This is a genomic window from Streptomyces boninensis (assembly GCF_048572725.1).
In the GTDB taxonomy this organism is placed as follows: Bacteria; Actinomycetota; Actinomycetes; order Streptomycetales; family Streptomycetaceae; genus Streptomyces; species Streptomyces boninensis.
This window is the reverse complement of the sequence record NZ_CP183837.1, coordinates 1,027,766-1,048,409: the sequence shown is the minus strand read 5'-3', so window position 1 is coordinate 1,048,409 and position 20,644 is coordinate 1,027,766. Positions and strand designations below refer to the sequence as shown.

General features: G+C 71.4%; 20 protein-coding genes. 13 read left to right on the top strand and 7 right to left on the bottom strand.

The window, feature by feature from the left end:
- Positions 1–23: 23 nt before the first annotated feature.
- Positions 24–1,268: an MFS transporter gene (locus ACNNMR_RS04705; RefSeq protein ID WP_419993228.1), complete on the top strand. Its 1,245-nt coding sequence runs from the start codon at positions 24–26 to the stop codon at positions 1,266–1,268.
- A gap of 215 nt (positions 1,269–1,483) precedes the next feature.
- On the opposite strand, the gene ACNNMR_RS04700 is transcribed toward ACNNMR_RS04705, so the two are convergent.
- The 3 genes from ACNNMR_RS04700 to ACNNMR_RS04690 all read right to left on the bottom strand — a co-directional run bounded on the left by ACNNMR_RS04700 (position 1,484) and on the right by ACNNMR_RS04690 (position 5,401).
- Positions 1,484–3,853, bottom strand: coding sequence for a glycoside hydrolase family 65 protein (locus ACNNMR_RS04700; RefSeq protein WP_419993227.1), 2,370 nt, complete (start codon positions 3,851–3,853; stop codon positions 1,484–1,486).
- On the bottom strand, positions 3,850–4,578 hold the full coding sequence (locus ACNNMR_RS04695) for an HAD family hydrolase (RefSeq protein ID WP_419993226.1): 729 nt from the start codon (positions 4,576–4,578) through the stop codon (positions 3,850–3,852). The genes ACNNMR_RS04700 and ACNNMR_RS04695 overlap by 4 nt, the downstream gene beginning before the upstream one ends.
- A 145-nt stretch (positions 4,579–4,723) precedes the next feature.
- Positions 4,724–5,401: a response regulator gene (locus ACNNMR_RS04690; protein WP_419993225.1), complete on the bottom strand. Its 678-nt coding sequence runs from the start codon at positions 5,399–5,401 to the stop codon at positions 4,724–4,726.
- Positions 5,402–5,556: 155 nt separating this feature from the next.
- Here ACNNMR_RS04690 and ACNNMR_RS04685 point away from each other — a divergent pair, with 155 nt between their 5' ends.
- Genes ACNNMR_RS04685 through ACNNMR_RS04675 form a run of 3 tightly spaced genes read left to right on the top strand, consistent with a single transcriptional unit; the run spans position 5,557 to position 8,595 of the window.
- Positions 5,557–6,540, top strand: coding sequence for a Bug family tripartite tricarboxylate transporter substrate binding protein (locus ACNNMR_RS04685; RefSeq protein ID WP_420000263.1), 984 nt, complete (start codon positions 5,557–5,559; stop codon positions 6,538–6,540).
- An 11-nt stretch (positions 6,541–6,551) separates the two neighbouring features.
- Entirely contained in the window at positions 6,552–7,085 is a 534-nt protein-coding gene (locus ACNNMR_RS04680; protein WP_420000262.1) for a tripartite tricarboxylate transporter TctB family protein, read from the top strand.
- 1 nt (position 7,086) lies between these two features.
- Positions 7,087–8,595 (top strand): tripartite tricarboxylate transporter permease, encoded by a 1,509-nt coding sequence (locus tag ACNNMR_RS04675; RefSeq protein WP_419993224.1) that lies wholly within the window; start codon positions 7,087–7,089, stop codon positions 8,593–8,595.
- On the opposite strand, the gene ACNNMR_RS04670 is transcribed toward ACNNMR_RS04675, so the two are convergent.
- On the bottom strand, positions 8,592–8,831 hold the full coding sequence (locus ACNNMR_RS04670) for a DUF6332 family protein (protein ID WP_419993223.1): 240 nt from the start codon (positions 8,829–8,831) through the stop codon (positions 8,592–8,594). The genes ACNNMR_RS04675 and ACNNMR_RS04670 overlap by 4 nt on opposite strands.
- A 79-nt stretch (positions 8,832–8,910) precedes the next feature.
- Positions 8,911–10,404: an MFS transporter gene (locus tag ACNNMR_RS04665; RefSeq protein ID WP_419993222.1), complete on the bottom strand. Its 1,494-nt coding sequence runs from the start codon at positions 10,402–10,404 to the stop codon at positions 8,911–8,913.
- An 86-nt stretch (positions 10,405–10,490) separates the two neighbouring features.
- On the opposite strand from ACNNMR_RS04665, the gene ACNNMR_RS04660 reads away from it, so the two are divergent.
- Positions 10,491–10,892, top strand: coding sequence for a MarR family winged helix-turn-helix transcriptional regulator (locus ACNNMR_RS04660; protein WP_419993221.1), 402 nt, complete (start codon positions 10,491–10,493; stop codon positions 10,890–10,892).
- Here the strand turns inward: ACNNMR_RS04660 and ACNNMR_RS04655 are convergent.
- Positions 10,885–11,628: a maleylpyruvate isomerase family mycothiol-dependent enzyme gene (locus ACNNMR_RS04655; protein WP_419993220.1), complete on the bottom strand. Its 744-nt coding sequence runs from the start codon at positions 11,626–11,628 to the stop codon at positions 10,885–10,887. The genes ACNNMR_RS04660 and ACNNMR_RS04655 overlap by 8 nt on opposite strands.
- Positions 11,629–11,688: 60 nt before the next feature.
- On the opposite strand from ACNNMR_RS04655, the gene ACNNMR_RS04650 reads away from it, so the two are divergent.
- The 7 genes from ACNNMR_RS04650 (at position 11,689) to ACNNMR_RS04620 (ending at position 18,179) form a co-directional block, all read left to right on the top strand.
- Positions 11,689–12,177 (top strand): cupin domain-containing protein, encoded by a 489-nt coding sequence (locus tag ACNNMR_RS04650; RefSeq protein ID WP_419993219.1) that lies wholly within the window; start codon positions 11,689–11,691, stop codon positions 12,175–12,177.
- A gap of 21 nt (positions 12,178–12,198) precedes the next feature.
- Positions 12,199–12,951, top strand: a complete 753-nt coding sequence (locus ACNNMR_RS04645; RefSeq protein WP_419993218.1) for a FadR/GntR family transcriptional regulator — start codon at positions 12,199–12,201, stop codon at positions 12,949–12,951.
- 129 nt (positions 12,952–13,080) lie between these two features.
- Positions 13,081–14,376: an ABC transporter substrate-binding protein gene (locus ACNNMR_RS04640; RefSeq protein ID WP_420000261.1), complete on the top strand. Its 1,296-nt coding sequence runs from the start codon at positions 13,081–13,083 to the stop codon at positions 14,374–14,376.
- Positions 14,376–15,266, top strand: coding sequence for a carbohydrate ABC transporter permease (locus ACNNMR_RS04635; protein ID WP_419993217.1), 891 nt, complete (start codon positions 14,376–14,378; stop codon positions 15,264–15,266). Before ACNNMR_RS04640 ends, ACNNMR_RS04635 begins: the two co-directional genes overlap by 1 nt.
- A complete protein-coding gene (locus tag ACNNMR_RS04630; protein WP_419993216.1) occupies positions 15,263–16,087 on the top strand; it encodes a carbohydrate ABC transporter permease in 825 nt (274 codons plus the stop codon). Before ACNNMR_RS04635 ends, ACNNMR_RS04630 begins: the two co-directional genes overlap by 4 nt.
- A 47-nt stretch (positions 16,088–16,134) precedes the next feature.
- Complete coding sequence (gene manD, locus ACNNMR_RS04625; protein ID WP_419993215.1) at positions 16,135–17,331, top strand: D-mannonate dehydratase ManD; 1,197 nt, start codon at positions 16,135–16,137, stop codon at positions 17,329–17,331.
- Positions 17,332–17,414: 83 nt separating this feature from the next.
- Positions 17,415–18,179 carry a GNAT family N-acetyltransferase gene (locus tag ACNNMR_RS04620; protein WP_420000260.1) on the top strand — a complete coding sequence of 255 codons (765 nt, stop codon included), beginning with the start codon at positions 17,415–17,417 and terminating at the stop codon, positions 18,177–18,179.
- 22 nt (positions 18,180–18,201) lie between these two features.
- On the opposite strand, the gene ACNNMR_RS04615 is transcribed toward ACNNMR_RS04620, so the two are convergent.
- Positions 18,202–19,380 carry an MFS transporter gene (locus tag ACNNMR_RS04615; protein ID WP_419993214.1) on the bottom strand — a complete coding sequence of 393 codons (1,179 nt, stop codon included), beginning with the start codon at positions 19,378–19,380 and terminating at the stop codon, positions 18,202–18,204.
- Between the two features lie 53 nt (positions 19,381–19,433).
- Between ACNNMR_RS04615 and ACNNMR_RS04610 the strand changes: the two genes are divergently transcribed.
- Entirely contained in the window at positions 19,434–20,642 is a 1,209-nt protein-coding gene (locus tag ACNNMR_RS04610) for an ROK family protein (RefSeq protein WP_419993213.1), read from the top strand.
- Positions 20,643–20,644: the final 2 nt, after the last annotated feature.

The window sequence follows — 20,644 nt, the reverse complement described above, 5'->3', positions numbered from 1 at the left end:
TCTTCCTCTGTTACGGTCCGGCCATGCCGCGACTGACGGAGGTCCCCGGATATCCGCGCTTCTGGACGGCCACTGCGATCTCGTCCTTCGGCTCCCAGATCACCGCACTGGCCCTCCCCGTCCTGACCGCCATCACCCTCCACGCCTCCGCCACCCAGGTAGGCCTGGTCAACGCGGCCCGCTGGGCCCCGTACCTCCTCTTCGGCCTGCTCGCCGGCGCCCTGGTGGACCGCTGCCGCCGCCGACCGGTCCTGATCGCGACGGACTTCGGCCGGGCAGCCCTGCTCCTGGCCATCCCACTGCTGTACGCGGCGGACGTGCTGAGCATCGGCGCGCTGTGCGTGATCGTGTTCGCCTTCGGCGCCCTGTGCCTGCTCTTCGAGGCCGCCGACCAGTCCTTCGTGCCCAGGCTGGTCCCGCCCGGCCTGCTCAACTCCGGCTACGCCCGCCTGGAACAGGCCGACGCGGCGGCCCGGGCCGGCGGACCGCTGCTCGCGGGGGTGCTCATCAAGTGGGTGGGTGCGCCGGTGGCGGTGCTGCTGGACGCGATCACGTACCTGATATCCGGGCTGCTGCTCATCGGCGTACGGAAGCCGGAGCCGGTGCCGGACCGGAGTGAGCGGCGCACTCTGGTACGGGAGTTGCGGGAGGGTCTCGCCTGGGTCTACCGGCACCGGACGCTCGCGCCGATGGCTCTCACCTCCCACGCGATGCTGCTCTTCAACACCGTCGTGAGCACCGTCTTCGTGGTCTTCGCCCTGCGCGTGCTGGAGATCGGCGGCTTCGGCCTCGGCGTCGCGTACGCCTGCGGGGGCGTCGGCGCCGTGCTCGGCGGGGCGGTCTCCGCGCGGGTGGCGCGGCGGCTGGACGTCGGCCGTACGGTGGTCGCGGGCCGGCTGATCGCCGCCATCGGCTGGCTGCCGCTCGTCCTCGCCGAACCGGGCCCGTGGGCGCTGCCCGCGGTCTCGGCCGCGCACTTCGTACTGTGGCTGGGCGTCGGCATCGAAGGCCCGGTGTCGATGGGCTACCGCAACTCCGTCACCCCCGACCGCCTCCGCGGCCGCATGAACGCCACCATCCGCTCCTTCAACTGGGGCATGGTCGCGATCGGCGCCCCGGCCGGCGGCCTGATGGCCGACCACATCGGCTACCGCTTCGCCCTCTGGACCGGCCTGACCGGCGCCGTCGCCCAGGCGCTCACCCTCGCGGCCTCCCCGACGAGGCACGCCCGCGGCGCGGACGCACTCACGCCGTCGGCCGCGACCTGACGCAGGGTCGCGCGGCACTCAGCGACGCGCGGCCCCCACCGCCTGCTGCGTAGTCAGCGCGTCGAGCAGCCCGGGAAAGGCACCGGTCGATGCAGCCCTGTCATGCGTTGGCGAGGGGGCTGTCGAACGCTACGTACCACCCCTCAGCCAGCCGGTGCGCGGCACGCGGCGTACCGCCGAACGGGCCGCGCGGCTGCGTACATCCGGGGTATGCCTCACCCCGCGCCGTACCCCCCGTACCCATCCGGCTCCCGCCCCACCGGCTGCACCACCCGCTCCAGCCGCGGCAGCGGCGGGATCGGCCGGGTGGGCTCCTCGTCCGTGGTGATCGTCAGCGGCTCGCCGTGGTGGGCGATCTCCAGCGGGTCGCCGGTGAGGAGGCGGTAGCGGGCCTCTTCCGGTACGACCTCCACCTGCAGGCACCGGCCGCGGTAGCCCATCCGGAAGGACAGCCTGCTCAGCGCCGGAGGGAGGCGCGGGGCGAAGGTGAGCAGGCCGTCGTGGTCGCGCATGCCGCCGCAGCCGGCCACGGCCATGCTCCAGGCGCCGGCCATGGAGGCGATGTGCAGGCCGTGGTGGATGTTGCGGTGCAGGTCGTGCAGGTCCGTGAGCGCCGTTTCGCGCCAGTACGCGTGCGCCAGGTCGAGGTAGCCGACCTCGGCCGCCACCACGCCCTGCGTCGCCGCCGACAACGACGAGTCGCGGACCGTCCTGGCCTCGTAGTACGCGAAGTTGCGCAGCTTCTCCTCGGCCGTGAAGTAGTCGCCGCGCAGGTGCAGCGCCAGCACCAGGTCGGCCTGCTTGATGACCTGCTTGCGGTAGATCTCGAAGTACGGGTGGGTGAGCAGCAGCGGATAGTGCTCGGGGCCCATGGCCGCGAAGTCCCATTCGGCGTGTTCGGTGAAGCCCTGAGACTGGTTGTGCACGCCGAGGTGTTCGTCGTACGGGACCACGACGTTGTCGGCGGCGGTCCGCCACAGCTTCGGCTCCTCCGGGTCCACGCCGAACGCCGCCGCGGCCTCGGGGCGGCGGTCGCAGACGGCGGCGGCCTCGCGGAGGTTCCGCTGGGCCATCAGGTTGGTGTACGCGTTGTCGTCCACCACCGCCGTGTACTCGTCCGGGCCGGTGACGCCGTGGATGCGGAAGCCGTCCTCGTCGTCGAAGTGACCGAGCGAGGTCCACAGCCGCGCCGTCTCCACCAGCAGCTCAAGTCCCGGGCCCGCGTCGAAGTCGGCGTCGTCCGTGGCCGCCGTGTAGCGGGCGACGGCGTCGGCGATGTCGGCGTTGATGTGGAACGCGGCCGTGCCCGCCGGCCAGTACCCCGAGCACTCCTCGCCGCGGATGGTCCGCCACGGGAACGCCGCGCCCTTCTGCCCGAGCGTCACGGCGTGCTCGCGCGCCAGCGGCAGCGTCGAATGCCGCCAGCCGAGGGCGTCGCGGGCGGCGCGCGGGGCGGTGTAGGTGAGGACCGGGAGCACGAACGTCTCGGCGTCCCAGAAGGTGTGTCCGTCGTAGCCGGGTCCGGTCAGGCCCTTCGACGGGATCGCCCGGCCCTGGGCCCGTACCGCCGCCTGCAGAGTGTGGAAGAGGGCGAATCGGACGGCCTGCTGCAGTTCGGGGTCGCCGTCGATCTCGACGTCGGCGTTGGCCCAGAACTCCTCCAGCGCGGCGGCCTGTTCCGCCGCGAGCCCCTCCCAGCCCGCCAGCCGGGCGGTGGCGAGGGCGCCCTCGACCTGGTCGCGCAGGGCCGCGGTGGAGCGGCGGTGCGACCAGCCGTACGCGAGGTACTTCACCAGCCGCACCTTCTCCCCGCGCGGCAGCCGGGTGGCGACGGTCAGGCGGGCGAGGTTGTCGTTCACCACCATGGAGGTGTCCGCCCTGCCGGGCGTGGTGACCAGGTGGTCGGTGCCGACCGCGACCCGCAGGCCGCTGCGCTTGGTGCGGTGCACCAGCGCCGCCTCGGTGCCCTGGCCGAAGGCGGACAGCGGTTCGAGCGCGGAGCCGATCGCGGCGGTGCCGCGCGGGTCGTGGGCCTCGTGGCCGTTGTGCCCCGGCTCGGCGACCAGGAGGTCCGACTGGATCGCTATGTCGAGGTCGCCGTCGAGGGGTTCGACCTCGTACGAGACGGCGGCGATGGAGCGGCGGGTGAAGGAGACCAGGCGCTCGGAGGTGACGCGGACGCTGCGGCCGCTGGGGGAGGTCCAGTCGGTGCGGCGGCTGAGGAGGCCGGTACGGAAGTCGAGGCACTGCTCGTGGGCGTGGATCTCGCCGTAGCGCAGGTCGAGGGGGGAGTCGCCGGCGATCAGCCGGATGATCTTGCCGTCGGGGATGTTGACCAGGGTCTGCCCGGAGGCCGGGAAGCCGTAGCCGACCTCGGCGTGCGAGTACGGGCGTTCCTCGAAGAACCCGTTCAGGTACGTGCCGGGGACCGAGCGCGGCTCGCCCTCGTCCAGGGTGCCGCGCAGCCCGACGTGGCCGTTGGCGAGCGCGAAGACCGACTCGAGCTGGGGGATGGCGCGGAGGTCCATCTCCCGGACCCGTACCGCCCACGGCTCGACGTCGTAGACCGGGCCGTGGTTGGTCATGCCGCCTCCTTGAGCAGTTCCGCGAGATCGTCGACTACGACATCGGCGCCGCTGCGCAGCAGCTCGTCCCGCTGGCCGAGCCGGTCCACGCCGATCACATGCCCGAAGTCGCCGGCCCGGCCCGCGGCCACCCCGGCGAGCGCGTCCTCGAAGACGGCGCAGGCGTCCGGCTTGAAGCCGAGATCGGCGGCGGCGGCCAGGAAGGTGTCGGGGGCGGGCTTGCCCGCGAGGCCGCGCTCGGCGCGGACGATGCCGTCGACGTGGGTGTCGAAGAGGTCGGCGATGCCGGCGGCCTTCAGCACTTCGGCGCGGTTGGCGGAGGCGGTGACGACCGCGGTGGCGTAGCCCGCGGCGCGTACGGCGCGTACGTACCGGACCGAGCCCTCGTAGACGGCGACGCCGTGGGTGCGCAGGTGGCCCAGCAGGCGGGCGTTCTTGCGGTTGCCGACGCCGGCGATGGTCTCCGCCGCGGGCGGGTCGGCCGGGGTGCCCGCGGGGAGTTCGATGCCGCGTGAGGTGAGGAAGTCGCGGACGCCGTCGAAGCGCGGCTTGCCGTCCACGTATGCCTGGTAGTCGGCGTCGGTGAAGGGGTCGGGGCGGCCGTGCTCGGCCAGCACATCGTCGAAGACCGCGCGCCAGGCGGCGAGATGGGCCTCCATGGTGCGGGTCAGCACCCCGTCGAGATCGAATAAACAGGCGCGTACATCTGCCGGCAGTCCCAGCACATTGCCTCCAGCCCCCGGTCGGGATCCCGCGATGGTAGGTGCGCCGGGCAGCAGGTGTCAGCCGGTCCGCCGCGCCGCCGACTTTCGCCGGTGTCCGAAGAGCGTCGCGTACGCCGGTTGGGCGCGGCTAGCGTCGCGCTCGATGTCAGCCCGTCCAGCGATAGCGGTGCTCGGGGCGCCCGGTGCCGCCGTACTTCAGCGACAGCTCGGCGCGGCCGGATTCGGCGAAGTACTCCAGGTAGCGGCGGGCCGCGACCCGCGAGATCTCCCCGGCCCTGGCGCACTCGGTGGCGGAGAGGCCCTCGGGGTGCTCGCGCAGGACGCGTTCGACGAGGTCCGCGGTGCGCGTGTTGAGGCCTTTGGGGAGCGTACGGGACACGGTGGGGCGCGCGCCGAAGACCGCGTCCACGTCGTCCTGGCCCGCGTCGCCGAGGGCGTCGAGCTTGGCGCGGGTGGCGGCGTAGTGGCGCAGCTGCTCCTGCAGGGCGGACTGGGTGAAGGGCTTGATGACGTAATAGAGCGCGCCGCCGCGCAGCGCGCCGCGGATGGTGTCGGCGTCGCGGGAGGCAGTGATCACCAGGACGTCCGTGTCCGGACTGTCGCTCCCGGCGCCCCGCAGCTCCCGCAGCACCGAGATCCCGTCCATGTCCGGCAGATAGATGTCGAGCAGCACCAGGTCGGGCCGCAGCCGCTCGACCGCCCGCAGCGCCTCGGCGCCGCTGTGCGCCACCCCGGCCACCTCGAAGCCCTCGGTGTCCGAGACATAGCGGCTGTGCAGCTTGGCAACCATGAAGTCGTCGTCAACGACCAGTACCCGGATCATGCGGGACACGTTACGTGCCGTTGCGTGCGACCAAAACGACCACAACTTTCCTTGCGGCCGGAAGAGAGACAGCCCGTTAACCCAGCGGCAACATGTGGGCCTCATCACGTGATCCCCAGGAACCCAAACACCTCAACGAAGAGGCGGTGACTCCCTTGCGCCCGCGCACTCCGCTCGCGCTCGCCGTAGCGGCACTGCTGGTCCTGCTCGGCCCGCCGCTGCTCACCTCGGGCAGCGGCGAGGCGGCCGGCAACCGCATCCCCGGACTGCGGTTCATGGTCCCGAACTCGCCCGGCGGCGGCTACGACATCACCGCGCGCACGGCCGCGAAGAACATCGAGGACGCCGACCTCAACGGCAAGGTCCAGGTCTACAACCTCGACGGCGCCGGCGGCACCGTCGGCCTCACCGCGCTGATCAACGACCGCGGCAACGAACGCCTCGCCATGTCCATGGGCCTCGGCGTCGTCGGCGCCCAGCGTACGAACGACACCGACTCGCGGCTCTCCCAGACCACCCCGATCGCCCGGGTGACCGAGGAGCCGGACATCGTCGTCGTACCGAAGAAGTCGAAATACAAGTCCTTCAACCAGCTGCTGAAGGACTGGAAGGCCAGGCCGGGCAAGATGCCGGTCGGCGGCGGCTCCTCGCCCGGCGGCCCGGACCACCTGGCGCCGATGCTGATGGCCCGCGAGGCGGGGATCACCCCGAAGTCCGTGAATTACGTGCCGTTCGACGGCGGCGGCGAGCTGCTCGCCTCGATCCTCGGCGGCAAGGTCGCGTTCGGCGTGTCCGGGGTCGGCGAGTACCTCGACCAGATCAAGTCGGGCGACCTGCGCGTGCTGGCCGTGACCAGCCCGAAGCGGCACCCGGGGCTGGACGCGCCGACGCTGAAGGAGACCGGGCTCGACGTCGAGTTCACCAACTGGCGCGGCATCGTCGCCCCGCCCGGGCTCTCCGACGCCGACCGGGAGAAGATGATCAAGCTCTTCGACCGGCTGCACAAGAGCAAGGAGTGGAAGGCGTCGCTGAAGAAGAACGGCTGGACGGACGCCTACCTGACCGGCGACAAGTTCGGCGACTTCCTCGACGCCCAGGACAAGCGGGTCGTCTCGGTGCTGAAGGAGCTGGGGCTGTGAGCGAGCAGACCATGACAGAGACCACCGCGGACGCCGGTGAAGGCGGCGGGCTGCGGGACCGGCTGCGCGGCAAGTCCGAGCTCGGCCTGTGCGCCCTGCTCGCCGTGCTCGGCATCCTCGTCCTGACCGACGCCCTCACCATGGACGACAACTTCGCCCAGCGCGGCCCGGTCGGCCCCGCCGCCGTCCCCACCGTCGTCGGCATCGCGCTGCTCGTCGTCGCCGCGCTGCTCGCCGTGGACGTGCTCCGCGGCGGCAAGGGCGAGGCCGAGGGCGGCGAGGACGTCGACCTGGACGCGCCCGCCGAGTGGCGCACCGTCCTGCTGCTGGCGGGTGTCTTCATCGCCAACGCCGTCCTCATCGGCATCGTCGGCTTCCCCGTCTCCGGCGCCCTCCTCTTCTGGGGAGCGGCGTATGCCCTCGGCAGCCGCAACTTCACCCGCGACCCGCTGATCGCGGCGGTCCTGTCCGTGGTGACGTACGTCGTCTTCAACAACCTGCTGGGCGTCCCGCTGCCCGGCGGCCCGCTGATGGGGGTGCTGTGACATGCAGCTTGCTTCGCTCATCGACGGCTTCGGCACCGCGCTGACGCCGGTCAACATCCTCTGGGCCGCGGTCGGCGTGCTGCTCGGCACCGCGATCGGCGTGCTCCCGGGCATCGGCCCGGCGATGGCGGTGGCGCTGCTGCTGCCGGTGACGTACGGGCTGGACCCGACGGCCGCGTTCATCATGTTCGCGGGCATCTATTACGGCGGCATGTTCGGCGGCTCGACGACCTCGATCCTGCTCAATACGCCGGGCGAATCGGCGGCGGTGGTCGCGGCCATGGAGGGCAACCCCATGGCGAAATCCGGCCGCGGCTCGCAGGCCCTCGCGGCCGCCGCCATCGGCCACTTCGTCGGCGGCATCATCGGCACCTGCCTGCTGGTCGCGCTGGCCCCGGTGGTCGCGGACCTGGCGGTCGACATCGGCGCACCCGACTACTTCGCCATCATGGTGCTGGCCTTCATCGCGGTGACGTCGGTGCTGGGCAAGTCCCGTATCCGCGGCTTCGCGTCGCTGCTCATCGGCCTGACCCTCGGCCTGGTCGGCATGGACCAGATGACCGGCCAGCAGCGCCTCACCTTCGGCTCCCTCCACCTCAGCGACGGCATCGACGTCATCATCGTGGCCGTCGGCCTCTTCGCCATCGGCGAGGCGCTGTGGGTGGCCGCGCACCTGAAGTCCGGCGGCGACCGGGCGATACCGGTCGGCCGCCCGTGGCTGGACAAGAAGGACCTCAAGCGCACCTGGAAGCCCTGGCTGCGCGGCCCGGTGATCGGCTTCCCGTTCGGCGCGATCCCCGCCGGCGGCGCCGAGATCCCGACCTTCCTGTCGTACGTGACGGAGAAGCGGCTCTCGAAGCACAAGGACGACTGGGGCAAGGGCGCCATCGAGGGCGTCGCGGGCCCGGAGTCGACGGCCTCGGCCTCGGCGGCCGGCACCCTGGTCTCGATGCTGACCCTCGGCCTGCCGACGACGGCGGTCGCGGCGGTCATGCTGGCGGCCTTCCAGCAGTACGGCATCCAGCCGGGCCCGCTCCTCTTCGAACGCGAGCCGGACCTGGTGTGGGGCCTGATCGCCTCGCTGTTCGTCGGCATGGTGCTGCTGCTGGTCCTCAACCTGCCCCTGGCCCCGGTCTGGGCAAAGCTGCTCCGCATCCCGCGCCCGTACCTCTACGCGGGGATCCTCTTCTTCGCGGCGGTCGGCGCCTACGCGGTCAGCGGCGAGGCCCTGGACCTCTTCATCCTGCTGATCATCGGCCTGATCGGGCTGGCGATGCGCAGGTACGGGCTGCCGGTGCTGCCCGCCGTGATCGGCGTCATCCTCGGCCCGGCCGCGGAGCTGCAGATGCGGCGCGCGCTGCAGATCAGCGACGGCAGCCTGACCGGCTTGGTCAACAGCCCGTTCGCGGTGACGGTTTACGTGGTCGTGGCGCTCATCCTGGCGTGGCCGTGGGTGAAGAAGCTGCTGCCGGCGCGGAGCTCCTCGGAGCAGCAGGCCGAGAAGGTCTAACGGCGGCCGAACCGCCAGAGTGTCCAGCAGACGCGGGCCGCGAAGACCACCACGGCGGTGATCTTCGCGGCCCGCCACAGGTTGGCGAGGGTCGAGACGGGCACATCGCCGAGAAACAGCACCGGGCTCATCACCAGTGCGAAGGCCGCGCCTGCGAGGAACACCCCGCTGACCGCGGCGTACACGATCTCCACCGTCGTGTCGTCACGTTCCGTCTGCGCCCTCGGCCCCCGCATGGGGACGAGACTATGGCCGTAGCGTCCGGGCCCGTACCCCTCGTGAGGGATACGGGCCCGGACGCTCACATGCGGACGGTCAGTCTCCGGTGCGGACCCGCTCCGCCTCCTCGGCCGCCTCTTCCTGTACGGACCGCGCCACCAGGATCGTCTGGGTCGGGGTCCGGCGCCGGCCGAGGCCCGGGAGGGTGAGCAGGAGGCCGGCGAAGGCGATGCCGGCGACCGTGTAGAGGCCCGGCCTGAAGGTGTCGAAGACCTCCTGGCGGGAGGCGCCCGCCGAGGCGTCGCTCGCCGTCACCACCGCGGTGACGATCGCGAGGAAGATGGCGCCGCCCACCTGGAAGGAGGTGTTCAGGAGGCCGGAGACCATGCCCTGCTCGTCGTCCTTGACGCCGTTCGTGGCCTGGATGTTGAGCGAGGCGAAGGCGACGGCGAAGCCCGCGCCGAGCAGCAGCATCGAGGGCAGGATGACGGCGGCGTACGACGGGCTGAGGTCCGCGCGCAGGAACATCAGATATCCCGCGAAGTGGAACGCGAAGCCGAGCACGATCATCCGCGGCGTGCCGAAGCGGTCGATGACCGCACCGATCTTCGTGGACGACAGCGCGACCAGCGCACCCGCGGGCAGGATGGCGAGCGCCGTCTCGATCGCCGACCAGCCGAGCAGCGACTGCATGTACAGCGTGGCCAGGAACTGGAAGCCGATGTAGCCGCCCATGAACAGCGCCCCGCCGAGGTTGGCGCGGACGATGTTGCCGGAGCGCAGCACCCCGAGCCGGATCAGCGGCTTCGGCGTGCGCAGTTCGATGGTGATGAAGGCGGCCAGGAGCACCGCGACGGCCGCGAAGGAGATCAGCGTACGGGCCGCGGCCCAGCCGATCTCGGGCGCCTCCACGACGGTGAAGACGAGCAGCATCATCGACGCCGTGCCGGTCAGCGCGCCCGGCACGTCGTACTGGCCGCGGCCGCCCTCGGCGCGCTTGGACTGCGGGATGACCTTCAGTCCGATGAAGAGCGCGATGAGCGCGATCGGCGCCGGCAGCAGCATGGTCAGCCGCCAGGAGACCTCGGTGAGCAGGCCGGAGAAGACCAGACCCATCGAGTAACCGGTGGCGCCGCAGGTGGTGTAGAGGGCGAGCGCGCGGTTGCGCATCGGGCCCTCGGCGAAGGTGGTCGTAATGATGGACAGGCCGGCCGGCGCGGTGAACGCGGCGCTCAGGCCCTTGATGAACCGGGTGGCGATCAGCAGGTTGCCGTCCTCGACGATGCCGCCGAGCACGGACGCGACGGCGAAGACGCCGAGCGCGATGAGGAAGACGCGGCGGCGGCCCAGGAGGTCGGCCGCCCGGCCGCCCAGGAGCAGCAGACCGCCGTAGCCAAGGATGTAGCCGCTGACGATCCACTGCAGGGACGAGGTGCCGAGGCCCAGGTCGGCGCCGATGGATGGAAGGGCGACCCCGACCATGGAGACGTCGAGGGCATCAAGGAAGAGGGCGGCGCACAGCACGAGGAGGGTGGCCCACAGACGGGGCGTCCAGCGCTGATCTGCCGCAGGGACGTTGTGCGGAGTCATGAGGGGAGACACTACATGCATGTGCATCAGATGCAAGCGCATTTAATTCACGTGCATTGAAGTTCGTATTCTGTTAACGTGCGGACATGGCTGACATGGCAGGCACTGACACGAAGGCCGATACGGCCGTCGTCGCCGAGTGGCGCGAGATCCGCGCCGCGCACGCGCGGACGATGTGTGAGCTGGACCGGGAGCTGAATCCCTACGGCCTGGGTGCCAGCGACTTCGAGGTCCTCGACGTGCTCGTCGAGGTCAGCGGCGGCATGCGCGTGCAGGAGCTCGCCGACCGGGTGTGCCTCAGCCAGAGCGCGCTCTCCCGCCTGGTGGCGCGGCTCGAGAAGAACGGCCTGCTCAACCGCGGCATGTGCCCCGAGGACCGGCGCGGCGTCAGCGTCTGCGCCACGGACGCGGGCCGCGCCGTGCACCGCGAGGTGCTGCCGCTGCAGCGCGCGGTGCTGGAGCGGATGATCAGCCAGCCCGTCAGGTGATCATCGAGGTCTCACGCCAGAGGCGGGCGAGTCCGGCGTCGCCGGTGACGGTGGCCGCGTCCGCCGGCAGGCGGTTCCACAGCAGGAGGTAGAGATCCTGCGCCGTGCCGGCCAGCTCACAGTCGGCCGGCCCGTCCGCGTTCCGCTCGGTACGCGGCGCGGCGTCGGACGAGATCCGTACGGTCCACGCGGCATCTGCGTCGGAGGGCCGGACGCGCAGGGTGGCAGGCCGCTCCGCGCGCACCCAGCTCTTCTGCCGGGCATGGAACCCCGCCAGCAGCTCATCGATGCCATCGGCCGCGAACTCCGGCTCGAACGGCGTCAGTTCCCCGCCACGCGCCGACTCGGCGTCCACCCGGTGCACCGCCGTCTCGTGCGCCTGCCGCCGGGCCCAGAAGGCCAGCGGCGACGGCGCGGGCAGAAAGGCCCAGCAGTCCGTGCCCGGATCGGCCGCCCGCAGCGTACGCACCAGCGCACCGTGCCCCTCCAGGAACCATGGCAGCAGCCCCGCCCCCGTCGGCTCGTCCGGCATCGGATCCTCCGGTACGGGCCCGGGCAGCCGCTCGGCGACGATGCGGGCCGCCCACCGGTGGAAGGTGCTCGTATGCCGGACGAGGTCGCCGGTCGTCCACCCGGGGCAGGTGGGGACGGCGGCGTGCTCTCCCGCCTTGGCGGCGGCATCGGCTAGCAGCTCACCCTCGCGCTGGAGGTGGTCGATGTGATCAGACGTACGCATGCCGCGGATTCTGCCCCGCGGGCGGGCTCGGCGTCACGTGGGTGGCGTAGCGTCGCGTTCATGAGCGAACGGCTGACCACCCCTGGCGAGGGTTTTCATCCTCATCTCCAAGAGGCGCCGGAGGCCGCCCCGCTGCGGACGCGCGTGCACCACATCCCGGCCGATGCGCTGGACGGGGACACCGCGCAGACGGGCGGCATGCGGCGATTTGCGGCGGTCAGTGGGCGGAGTGTGGGCTCGGAGAAGCTGTGGATGGGGGAGACGCATGTCGCGCCCGCGACATCGTCGTCCGATCACCATCATGGGGAGTCCGAGACCGCCATTTACGTGGTCAGCGGGCACCCGGAGTTCGTGTTCCTCGATGGCGAGGAGGAGGTCCGGCTGCGTACCTCGCCGGGCGACTACATCTTCGTCCCGCCCTTCGTGCCCCACCGCGAGGAGAACCCCGACCCGGCCGACGAGGCTGTGGTCGTCATCGCGCGCAGCACGCAGGAGGCGATCGTGGTGAACCTGCCGGGGCTGTACGCGCTCAAGGACGCGCCGGGTTAGGGACTCGCTATCCTGTCGATCATGCCATCAGCCTCCGGTCAGAGCGGTCTCCTCACCGAGCGCATCGCGCGCCAGCTGGAGCACGACATCCGCTCCGGTGTGCTCGAGGTCGGCGTCAAGCTGGCGTCCGAGCGGGAGCTGGCCGGGCAGTTCGGGTCGAGCCGGAATGTCGTACGGGAGGCGCTGCGGCAGCTCGAGGCCAAGGGGCTGATCGAAGTGGCGCCCGGCCGCGGCTCGTTCGTGCGGAAGCAGAGTCCGGGGGAGGCGCGGGGGTACGACGCGCTCTACCGGGCCGAGCGGCCCACCGCGCGGCAGCTGATCGAGGCCCGGCTGCCGGTGGAGATCGAGATCGTCCGGCTCGCCGCCGAGCGCGCCACCGACGACGACCTCGCCGCGATGAGCGCGACGCTTCACGCGCTGGAGCGGGCCACGGACGTGGTGACCAAGGCGCGGGCGGATCTGGAGTTCCACGACGCCATCGCGGTGGCCAGCGGGAATCCGGTGCTGCGGATCATGCTGTCGTCGATCAGCGGCATGATGTTCGAGATGATGCTGCGCTCCAACTCCGACGCGTCCATCGCGGAGCCCGGCGTGCCGCACCACCCGGAGATCTTCGAGGCGCTGCGGACCCGGGACGCCGAGCTGGCCTGTGCGCGGATGCGCGAGCACCTGAGCCTGGGGCTGCGGACGTACGGAGCGGATCTCGACGTCCAGCTCGACACCATGGCGCGGCGGCACATCGAGACCCTGCTCGACGGGGGCAGCGCGGGCTGATCGTCCCGGAATCCGGGACGGGGGTTCTCACCAGGGGACAAGGCCTGTTAACGTCGCGTTTCGCAACTGGTCCTACCAGTTGGACCAGACAGGCGATGTGGCGGAACGGATCAGAGGAACGAGACGATGATGTCCCCTCAGGGTCAGATAGGCCGGCGCGGCTTCGTCCGGCTGGCGGCCGGGGCCGGAGCCGCAGGGGCGCTCGCCGCCTGCGGCCGCCCCAGCGGGCCGCCCTCGGCGGACACGCCGCTGCGGATCATGGCGATCAACCACGTCTGGTCGCAGGCCATCCGCCGCCGGGTCGGCGAGTTTGAGGAGCGGATCGGCCGCAAGGTCAGCATCACCCTGCTCACCGCCGACCAGCTCACCAGCAGCTACAACGTGAAGCTGAACGCGTCCGGCACGGACGTCGACGTGATGATGGTCCGCGCCCTGCAGGACCAGCTGGTCTTCGCGCACAACAACTGGCTCACGGACCTGACCGGCCACATCCGCGATGACCGCGGCTTCGACTGGGCGGACTTCCAGCCGGCGCCGCGGCGCGCCTCGGTCACCAAGGGCAAGATCCTGAGCGTCCCGGTGGTCACCGAACGGCCGGTGCTCTACTACCGCAAGGACCTCGCCGACCCGCCCCGCACCCTCGACGCACTGCTGGCGCAGGCGCGGGAACTCACCGACCGCGGCAAGCAGTTCTACGGCTACGCCGGACGCGGCCAGCGCAACGGGGCGGTCTCGCAGTGGTCGAGCTTCCTGTACTCGTACGGCGGCAACTTCACCGTCGACGGCCGCTCCGGGATCGGCACCCGGCAGGCGCTCGCCGCCTACCGCTACTACGGCGAGCTGCTGCACCGCGCCGGCCCGCCCGGCGCCACCAACATGAGCCTGGAGCAGGTCACCCCCATCTTCGCCCAGGGCAAGGCGGCCTTCTGCGTGGAGGCGGACGCCGTATACAGCGGCTTCCTGGACCCCAAGGTCTCCACCGTGCGCAAGAACGTGGGCTTCGCCCCGTTCCCGGCCGGGCCCGCCGGGGCGAAGCCGCACAACATCCCGTCCTGGAGCCTGGGCATAAACCGCTTCTCGCGGCTGCAGGACGACGCCTGGGAGTTCATCCGCTGGGCGGCGGGACCGCGGATGTCCCGCGTCCTGCAGGCGGACGGGATACCCGGCGCGCGGCGCTCCGTATGGGACGACCCGCGCACCCTCGCGGAATTCCCCGACGACCTGGCGGCCGCGATGCGTGTCAACGCCGCCCGCGGCGTGGGCCACGACCGGCCGCAGGTGCTGCAGGTCGGCCGGGCCAGGGACATCGTCGGCCGACCGCTGGTGGCCGGGATCCTGGGCCAGGACGTGGCGCCGGTGGCGCGTGACGCCGACGCGGAGTTCGGCGAATTCCTCGTACGCGACAACCGGCACAAGGAGTCGTGATGACGCGCTCGTTCGACTCGGCCAACCGGCGCCTGAAGTGGGCGATGCTGACGCCCGCGCTGCTCTTCGTCGGCCTCATGATCATCTTTCCGCTCGGCTATACGGTCAACCTGGCCCTGACCGACGCCTTCGGCGCCGTGAACGCCGGATCGAGCCACGTGGGCCTGCGGAACTTCGCCGACCTGCTCACCGACACCCGCAGGTTCTGGCCCGCCGCCTGGCGCACCCTGCAATTCACCGTCGGCGCCGTCCTGCTGGAGACCGTGCTGGGACTCGCCCTTGCGATGCTGCTGCGCCGCCCCTTCCGCGGGATGCGCTGGGCCCGGACGGTCCTGATCATCCCGCTGCTGACCACGCCGATCGCCATCGGCATTCTGTGGCTGCTGATCCTGGACCCCACCAACGGCATCGCCAACCACCTGCTGTCCGGACTCGGCCTGCCGCGCATGGAGTTCCTCGGCTCCGTCAGCCAGTCGCTGCCCACCCTGATGCTGATCGACGTATGGCAGTGGACGCCGATGATGGCGCTGCTGCTCCTCGCCGGCCTCACCACCCTGCCCGAGGAGCCGGAGGAGGCGGCGCTGGTGGACGGCGCGGGCCCCTGGCAGCGCTTCCGGTACGTGATCCTGCCCATGCTCGCGCCCGCCCTGGGCACCGCGCTCGTGCTGCGGGCCGTGGACGCGCTGAAGACCTTCGACCTGCTGTACGCCACCAAGGGCCCGGGCGGCGGCGCCGACTTCGAGGCGGAGACCCTCAACGTCTACGCCTACGGCCTCACCTTCGACTACCAGGAGTACGGCCTCGCCGCCGCGCTGCTGGTGCTCTTCACCCTCGTGATCGTCGGCGTCGTGGTGGCGCTGCGACGCCGTACCGGAAGGAAGGACGCATGAGCGCCATGCGCGGCAGGACCTGGCTGGGGTGGCTGCGGGGCGTCACGATCGGGTGCGTGATGCTGGTCTTCGCGCTGCCGATGGTCTGGATGTTCGCGGCCGCGTTCAAGACGAATGTGCAGGTGACCGACCCGTCCGTGGGCCTGTGGTTCTCGCCGACATTCGAGAATTTCCGCACCGTGCTCACCGAGGGGCCGATCCTGCGGTCGATGGGCAACTCCCTGCTCGTCGGCGCGGTCTCGACCGTACTGTCCGCACTGATCGCGGTGCCTGCGGCCTGGGCGGTGGGCCGGTTCGGGATGCATCGCACCGGATCGCTGATCCTGGTCGCGCGCATCGTGCCCGCCATCTCCCTCCTGGTGCCCTGGTACTACCTGTTCGCCCAGCTCGGCCTGGTGGGCTCCTACACCGTCCTGATCCTCAGCCACATGTTCGTCTCGGTGCCGCTGATCCTCTGGATCATGATCAGCTTCTTTGCCGGGCTGCCCGTGGAGCTGGAGGAGGCCGCGCGCACCGACGGCCTGACCGCCTTCGGCGCCTTCCGGCGGATCACGCTGCCGCTCGCCGCACCCGGCACGGCCACCGCCTGCCTGCTCGCCTTCGTCTTCAGCTGGAACAACTTCATGTTCGCCCTCGTCTTCGCGGACGAGGGTACGCAGACGGTGCCGGTGACGCTGTTCCAGTTCATCTCCTACGCCTCGACCGACTGGGGCGGCCTGATGGCCGCCGCCACCCTCATCACCGTGCCCGTCGTGATCGCGGCGCTCATCGGCCAGAAGTACCTGGTGGCCGGCCTGACTTCGGGCGCGGCCAAGGGCTGAGGCAGCCACCGAGCCCGGCTTCCCGTACGTACCAGAGAAAGCGAACCATGAAGATCGTTGACGTGCAGGTCGTCGTCACCTGCCCCGGCCGCAATTTCGTCACCCTCAAGCTCACCACCGACGACGGCCTGACCGGCCTCGGCGACGCCACCCTCAACGGCCGCGAACTGGCCGTCGTCAGCTACCTCCGGGACCACCTCGCGCCGCTCCTGACGGGCCTGGACCCGCACCGCATCGAGAACACCTGGCAGTACCTCTACCGCGGCGCCTACTGGCGGCGCGGCCCCGTCACCATGGCCGCCATCGCGGCCGTGGACACCGCCCTGTGGGACATCAAGGCCAAGGCCGCCGAGCTGCCCCTGTACCAGCTGCTGGGCGGAGCGAGCCGGGACCGCATCCGTGCGTACGGCCACGCCGACGGCGCCACCCTCCCCGAACTGCTCGATTCGGTGCGCGCCCGCCTCGCCGAGGGATACCAGGCCGTCCGCATCCAGACCGGCGTCCCCGGCCTCAAGGCCGTCTACGGGGTCCACACCGGCGCCGCCCACCAGCAGACCCGCCCGATGGTGGAGGACTGGGACACCGAGGCGTATCTGCTCCATCTCCCCGCCGTCTTCGCGGCGGTACGCGCGGAGTTCGGCCCCGAGCTGCCGCTCCTGCACGACGCCCACCACCGCCTCACCCCCACCCAGGCCGCCCGCCTGGCACGGGACCTGGAGCCGTACCGCCCGTTCTGGCTGGAGGACTGCACCCCCGCCGAGAACCAGGAGGTCTTCCGCCAGATCCGCGGCGCCACCAGCACGCCCCTGGCCGTCGGCGAGGTCTTCAACAGCGTGCACGACTACCAGACACTGATCACCGAGCGGCTCATCGACTACGTCCGCTCCTCGGTCACGCACTTCGGCGGCATCACACCGCTGAAGAAGCTCTTCGACTTCGCCGCGCTCTACCAGATCCGCACCGCGACCCACGGCCCCGAGGACATCTCCCCGGTCGGCCTGGCCGCCGCCCTCCACCTGGACCTCGCCGTCCACAACTTCGGCATCCAGGAGTACTCCGGCCACACCCAGCTCACCGGCCAGGTCTTCCGCCACGCCTACACCTTCACCGACGGCCACCTCCACCCCGGCGAACAGCCGGGCCTCGGCGTCGACCTGGACGAGGACCTGGCCGCCCGGCACCCGTACGAACAGGCCTACCTGCCCGTGAACCGGCTGCAGGACGGCACGGTCCACGACTGGTGAGTCCCGCCGTCAGGGGTGGGATATGGGACATCATGAAGCCCATGGACGTCCCGTCGGTCAAAGAAACCGGTCTCCCGCTCGCGATGGAGCAGAATCTCGCGGAGCACGCCTGTCACCTGCACCGAACCCTGAAGGGCGCGTCCGTTACGGAGACCGGCGACCTGCTGATCGCCGACAGCGGTCTCGACGACGACACCTTCAACATCGTCGCGGCGGCTCGGTTCGCCCCGGAATCCGCCCCGACCCGCGTCGCGGAGACGGCCCGGATCCTGGCCGCCACCGGCCGGTCCTTCTCCTGGTGGGTGGGCCCCGCCTCCACCCCGGGCAATCTCGCCGAGCACCTGCAGGCCGCCGGCCTGGAGGCGACGGAAACCGAGACGGGCATGTGGAAGGACCTGCGCGGCCCGCTCCCCGCGGCACCCGCGGAAGGGCTGGAGATCCACCGGGTGTCCACTCCGGAGCAGCTTGCCGACTACGCCAAGGTCCTCGCGGCGAACTGGGACCCACCCGCCGCGACGGTGCGCCAATTCTTCGCCGCCGCCGGTGACTCGGCGCTCGCCGCCGACTGCCCCTCCCGCTATCTGCTCGGCACCCTCGACGGCCGTCCCGTCTGCTCGGCCGAGGTCTTTCTGCACGCGGGCGTCGCCGGCATCTACAACATCGTCACCCTCGCCACGGACCGCCGCCGCGGGTATGGCGGCGCCATCACCGCGGCCACTCTGCACGCCGCACGCGACGCCGGCTACGAGACCGCGGTGCTGCAGGCATCCGCCGAAGGAGAACCCGTCTACAGTCGCCTCGGGTTCACCGCCTGCGGCAACTTCACCGAATACGCCCTCGCGCCGTGAGCCGTGACAGCAACCTCAGTGATCAGCTGCCTTGCTGCCGGGTCACGTAGCCGATCAGGGCGGCGACGGCCGCGAGCAGCGCCACGCTGGTGAGGGCTACGGGCAGGGTGAACCAGTCCGCCATGAAGCCGATGGCGGGCGGGCCGAGGAGCATGCCGCCGTAGCCGAGGGTGGAGGCGGTGGCGACACCGCTCGGGCCGGCCAGGGCGCCGGCGCGTTCGACCGCTACCGGGAAGAGGTTGGCGAGGCCGAGGCCGGTGATGGCGAAGCCGATCAGCGCCGCCCAGAGGGAGGGCACCAGGGCGCCGATGAGCATGCCGGTGGCGGCCGTGATGCCGCCGGCCACGAGGATCGGGGTCTGGCCGAGCCGTTCGAGCAGTGTGGTGCCGCTGAGCCGGCCGATGGTCATGGCGAGTGCGAAACAGGAGTAGCCGGCCGCCGCGAGGCCCGGGTGCGCGTTCAGGTCCTGTTCGAGGTGGAGGGCGCCCCAGTCGGCCAGGGCGCCCTCGCCGAAGGCCGTGCACAGGGCGATGAGGCCGAAGACCATGACCAGTCGGCGGGTGCGGGAGTCGAGCCGGCGGGGGGCCTTTTCCGTATCGCGGCGGTCGGCGGGCCGCGTGGGAGGTGCGAGGCGCAGGAGCGCGCGACCCGCGACGGCGGTGACAAGCAGGCCGATGACCGTGAGGCCGAGCAGGTGGCGGGTGGGGGACAGGGAGCCGGCGATCAGGCCGCCGAGGCCCGCGCCGACCATGCCGCCCAGGCTGAACGCCGCGTGAAAGCTGGGCATGATCGGGCGGCGCAGCGCGGCCACCAGGTCGACGGCGGCGCTGTTGAAGGCGACATTGATGCCCCCGTATGCCGCTCCGAAGACCAGCAGCACCGCTCCCAGCGCGGTCGCCGAGTGGGTGAGCGGAGGCAGCGCGACGCTCAGCGAGAGGAGCACACCGCAGACGACGGTGACCGGATGGCTGCCGAAGCGCCGGCAGAGCCGTCCGGTGAGCATCATCGTGACGACGGCGCCGACCGAGACGCCGAGCAGCGCGAGGCCGAGGGCGCTGGATGACGCGCCGGTCTGTTCCTTGATCGCCGGAATGCGGACGACCCATCCGGCGAAGATGAACCCGTCCAGGGCGAAGAAGACGGTCAGCACGACGCGCAGCCGCTTCAGGGCGGGGTCGGTCGCGGAGTTGCGATGGGGCACGGGCAACGCTGCCCGTAGTTTGTTTATCTGCGGCACAAATCTAGGATAGGGGCGTGACCCCGACGCATACAAGGCTCGAACGAGGCCGCAGCGCTCTAGGCCCGGCCCTGGAACTCGTCCACACCGGCCGCGCCCCCACCCGCGCCGTCCTGACCTCGGAGCTCGGCGTGACCCGCGCGACCGCGGGCGCCGTGGCCACCGAACTCGAGGCATTGCGCCTGATCAGCGTCGACCAGCGCCCGCATGCGGCGGCCGGCCACCAGGGGCGCCCCTCGCACCGGCTGTCGGTGAACCCGGACGGCCCGGTCGTCCTCGCCGCGCAGGTGCACGCGGACGGCTTCCGGGCCGCGCTGGTCGGCCTCGGCGGGCGGATCGTCACGACCGCGCCCGACTGCATGGACGTACCGGCCGATCCGCAGGCCGTGCTGGCCGCGGTCGTCGAGGCGGGCGCGCAGCTGCTGCGGGAGACCGGGCGGCGGTGCGTGGGTGCGGGCCTCGCGGTGCCGTCGGCGGTCGCCGAGCCGGGCGGCGAGGCGCTGAACCCGCTGCACCTCGCCTGGCCCGCGGGCGCCGAGGTGCGGCGCATCTGGGGCGAGTGCCTGGCGGACGCGGGCGTCGGCGGCTACGGCGGCTTCACCGGCAACGACGTCAACCTCGCCGCCCTCGCCGAACACCGGCACGGCGCCGGGCGCGGCGCGAAGGACCTGCTGTGCGTCGCCACCGGCCACCGCGGCGTCGGCGGCGCGCTGGTGCTGGACGGGCGGCTGCACACCGGCAGCGCCGGGCTGGCGCTCGAGGTCGGGCACCTGACCGTACATCCGGATGAGGGCACGCCGTGCCACTGCGGCAGCCGCGGCTGCCTGGACGTGGAGACCGACCCGATGGCGTTTCTCAAGGCGGCGGGGCGGGCGCCGGGGCCCGAGGTGTCGCTGCTGCAGCAGGCGCGGGACCTGATCGAGACGTCCATGGACGACGACGGCGTACGGACCGCGGTCGAGGTGCTCATCGACCGGCTCGGCCTCGGGCTCGCCGGGCTGGTGAACATCCTCAACCCCGACCGCATCATCCTCGGCGGCCTGCACCGCGACCTCGTGGCGGCCGATGCGGACCGGCTGCACGGGGTCGTGGCGCGGCGGAGCCTGTGGGGGCGAAGCGGGGCGGTGCCGATCGTGCCGAGCACGCTGGATCACGGGAGTCTGGTCGGGGCGGCGGAGTTGGCATGGCAGCCGATTCTTGATGATCCGCTGCGATTGGTGGCCTGAAG

What these genes read in the sequence shown, in the direction of transcription:
- ACNNMR_RS04705 (WP_419993228.1), top strand. Translation starts at nt 24, where the DNA reads ATGCCGCGACTGACGGAGGTCCCCGGATATCCGCGCTTCTGGACGGCC.
- ACNNMR_RS04700 (WP_419993227.1), bottom strand. Translation starts at nt 3,853, where the DNA reads ATGACCAACCACGGCCCGGTCTACGACGTCGAGCCGTGGGCGGTACGG.
- ACNNMR_RS04690 (WP_419993225.1), bottom strand. Translation starts at nt 5,401, where the DNA reads ATGATCCGGGTACTGGTCGTTGACGACGACTTCATGGTTGCCAAGCTG.
- ACNNMR_RS04680 (WP_420000262.1), top strand. Translation starts at nt 6,552, where the DNA reads ATGACAGAGACCACCGCGGACGCCGGTGAAGGCGGCGGGCTGCGGGAC.
- ACNNMR_RS04675 (WP_419993224.1), top strand. Translation starts at nt 7,087, where the DNA reads ATGCAGCTTGCTTCGCTCATCGACGGCTTCGGCACCGCGCTGACGCCG.
- ACNNMR_RS04670 (WP_419993223.1), bottom strand. Translation starts at nt 8,831, where the DNA reads ATGCGGGGGCCGAGGGCGCAGACGGAACGTGACGACACGACGGTGGAG.
- ACNNMR_RS04665 (WP_419993222.1), bottom strand. Translation starts at nt 10,404, where the DNA reads ATGACTCCGCACAACGTCCCTGCGGCAGATCAGCGCTGGACGCCCCGT.
- ACNNMR_RS04660 (WP_419993221.1), top strand. Translation starts at nt 10,491, where the DNA reads ATGGCTGACATGGCAGGCACTGACACGAAGGCCGATACGGCCGTCGTC.
- ACNNMR_RS04655 (WP_419993220.1), bottom strand. Translation starts at nt 11,628, where the DNA reads ATGCGTACGTCTGATCACATCGACCACCTCCAGCGCGAGGGTGAGCTG.
- ACNNMR_RS04650 (WP_419993219.1), top strand. Translation starts at nt 11,689, where the DNA reads ATGAGCGAACGGCTGACCACCCCTGGCGAGGGTTTTCATCCTCATCTC.
- ACNNMR_RS04645 (WP_419993218.1), top strand. Translation starts at nt 12,199, where the DNA reads ATGCCATCAGCCTCCGGTCAGAGCGGTCTCCTCACCGAGCGCATCGCG.
- ACNNMR_RS04640 (WP_420000261.1), top strand. Translation starts at nt 13,081, where the DNA reads ATGTCCCCTCAGGGTCAGATAGGCCGGCGCGGCTTCGTCCGGCTGGCG.
- ACNNMR_RS04635 (WP_419993217.1), top strand. Translation starts at nt 14,376, where the DNA reads ATGACGCGCTCGTTCGACTCGGCCAACCGGCGCCTGAAGTGGGCGATG.
- ACNNMR_RS04630 (WP_419993216.1), top strand. Translation starts at nt 15,263, where the DNA reads ATGAGCGCCATGCGCGGCAGGACCTGGCTGGGGTGGCTGCGGGGCGTC.
- manD (WP_419993215.1), top strand. Translation starts at nt 16,135, where the DNA reads ATGAAGATCGTTGACGTGCAGGTCGTCGTCACCTGCCCCGGCCGCAAT.
- ACNNMR_RS04620 (WP_420000260.1), top strand. Translation starts at nt 17,415, where the DNA reads ATGGAGCAGAATCTCGCGGAGCACGCCTGTCACCTGCACCGAACCCTG.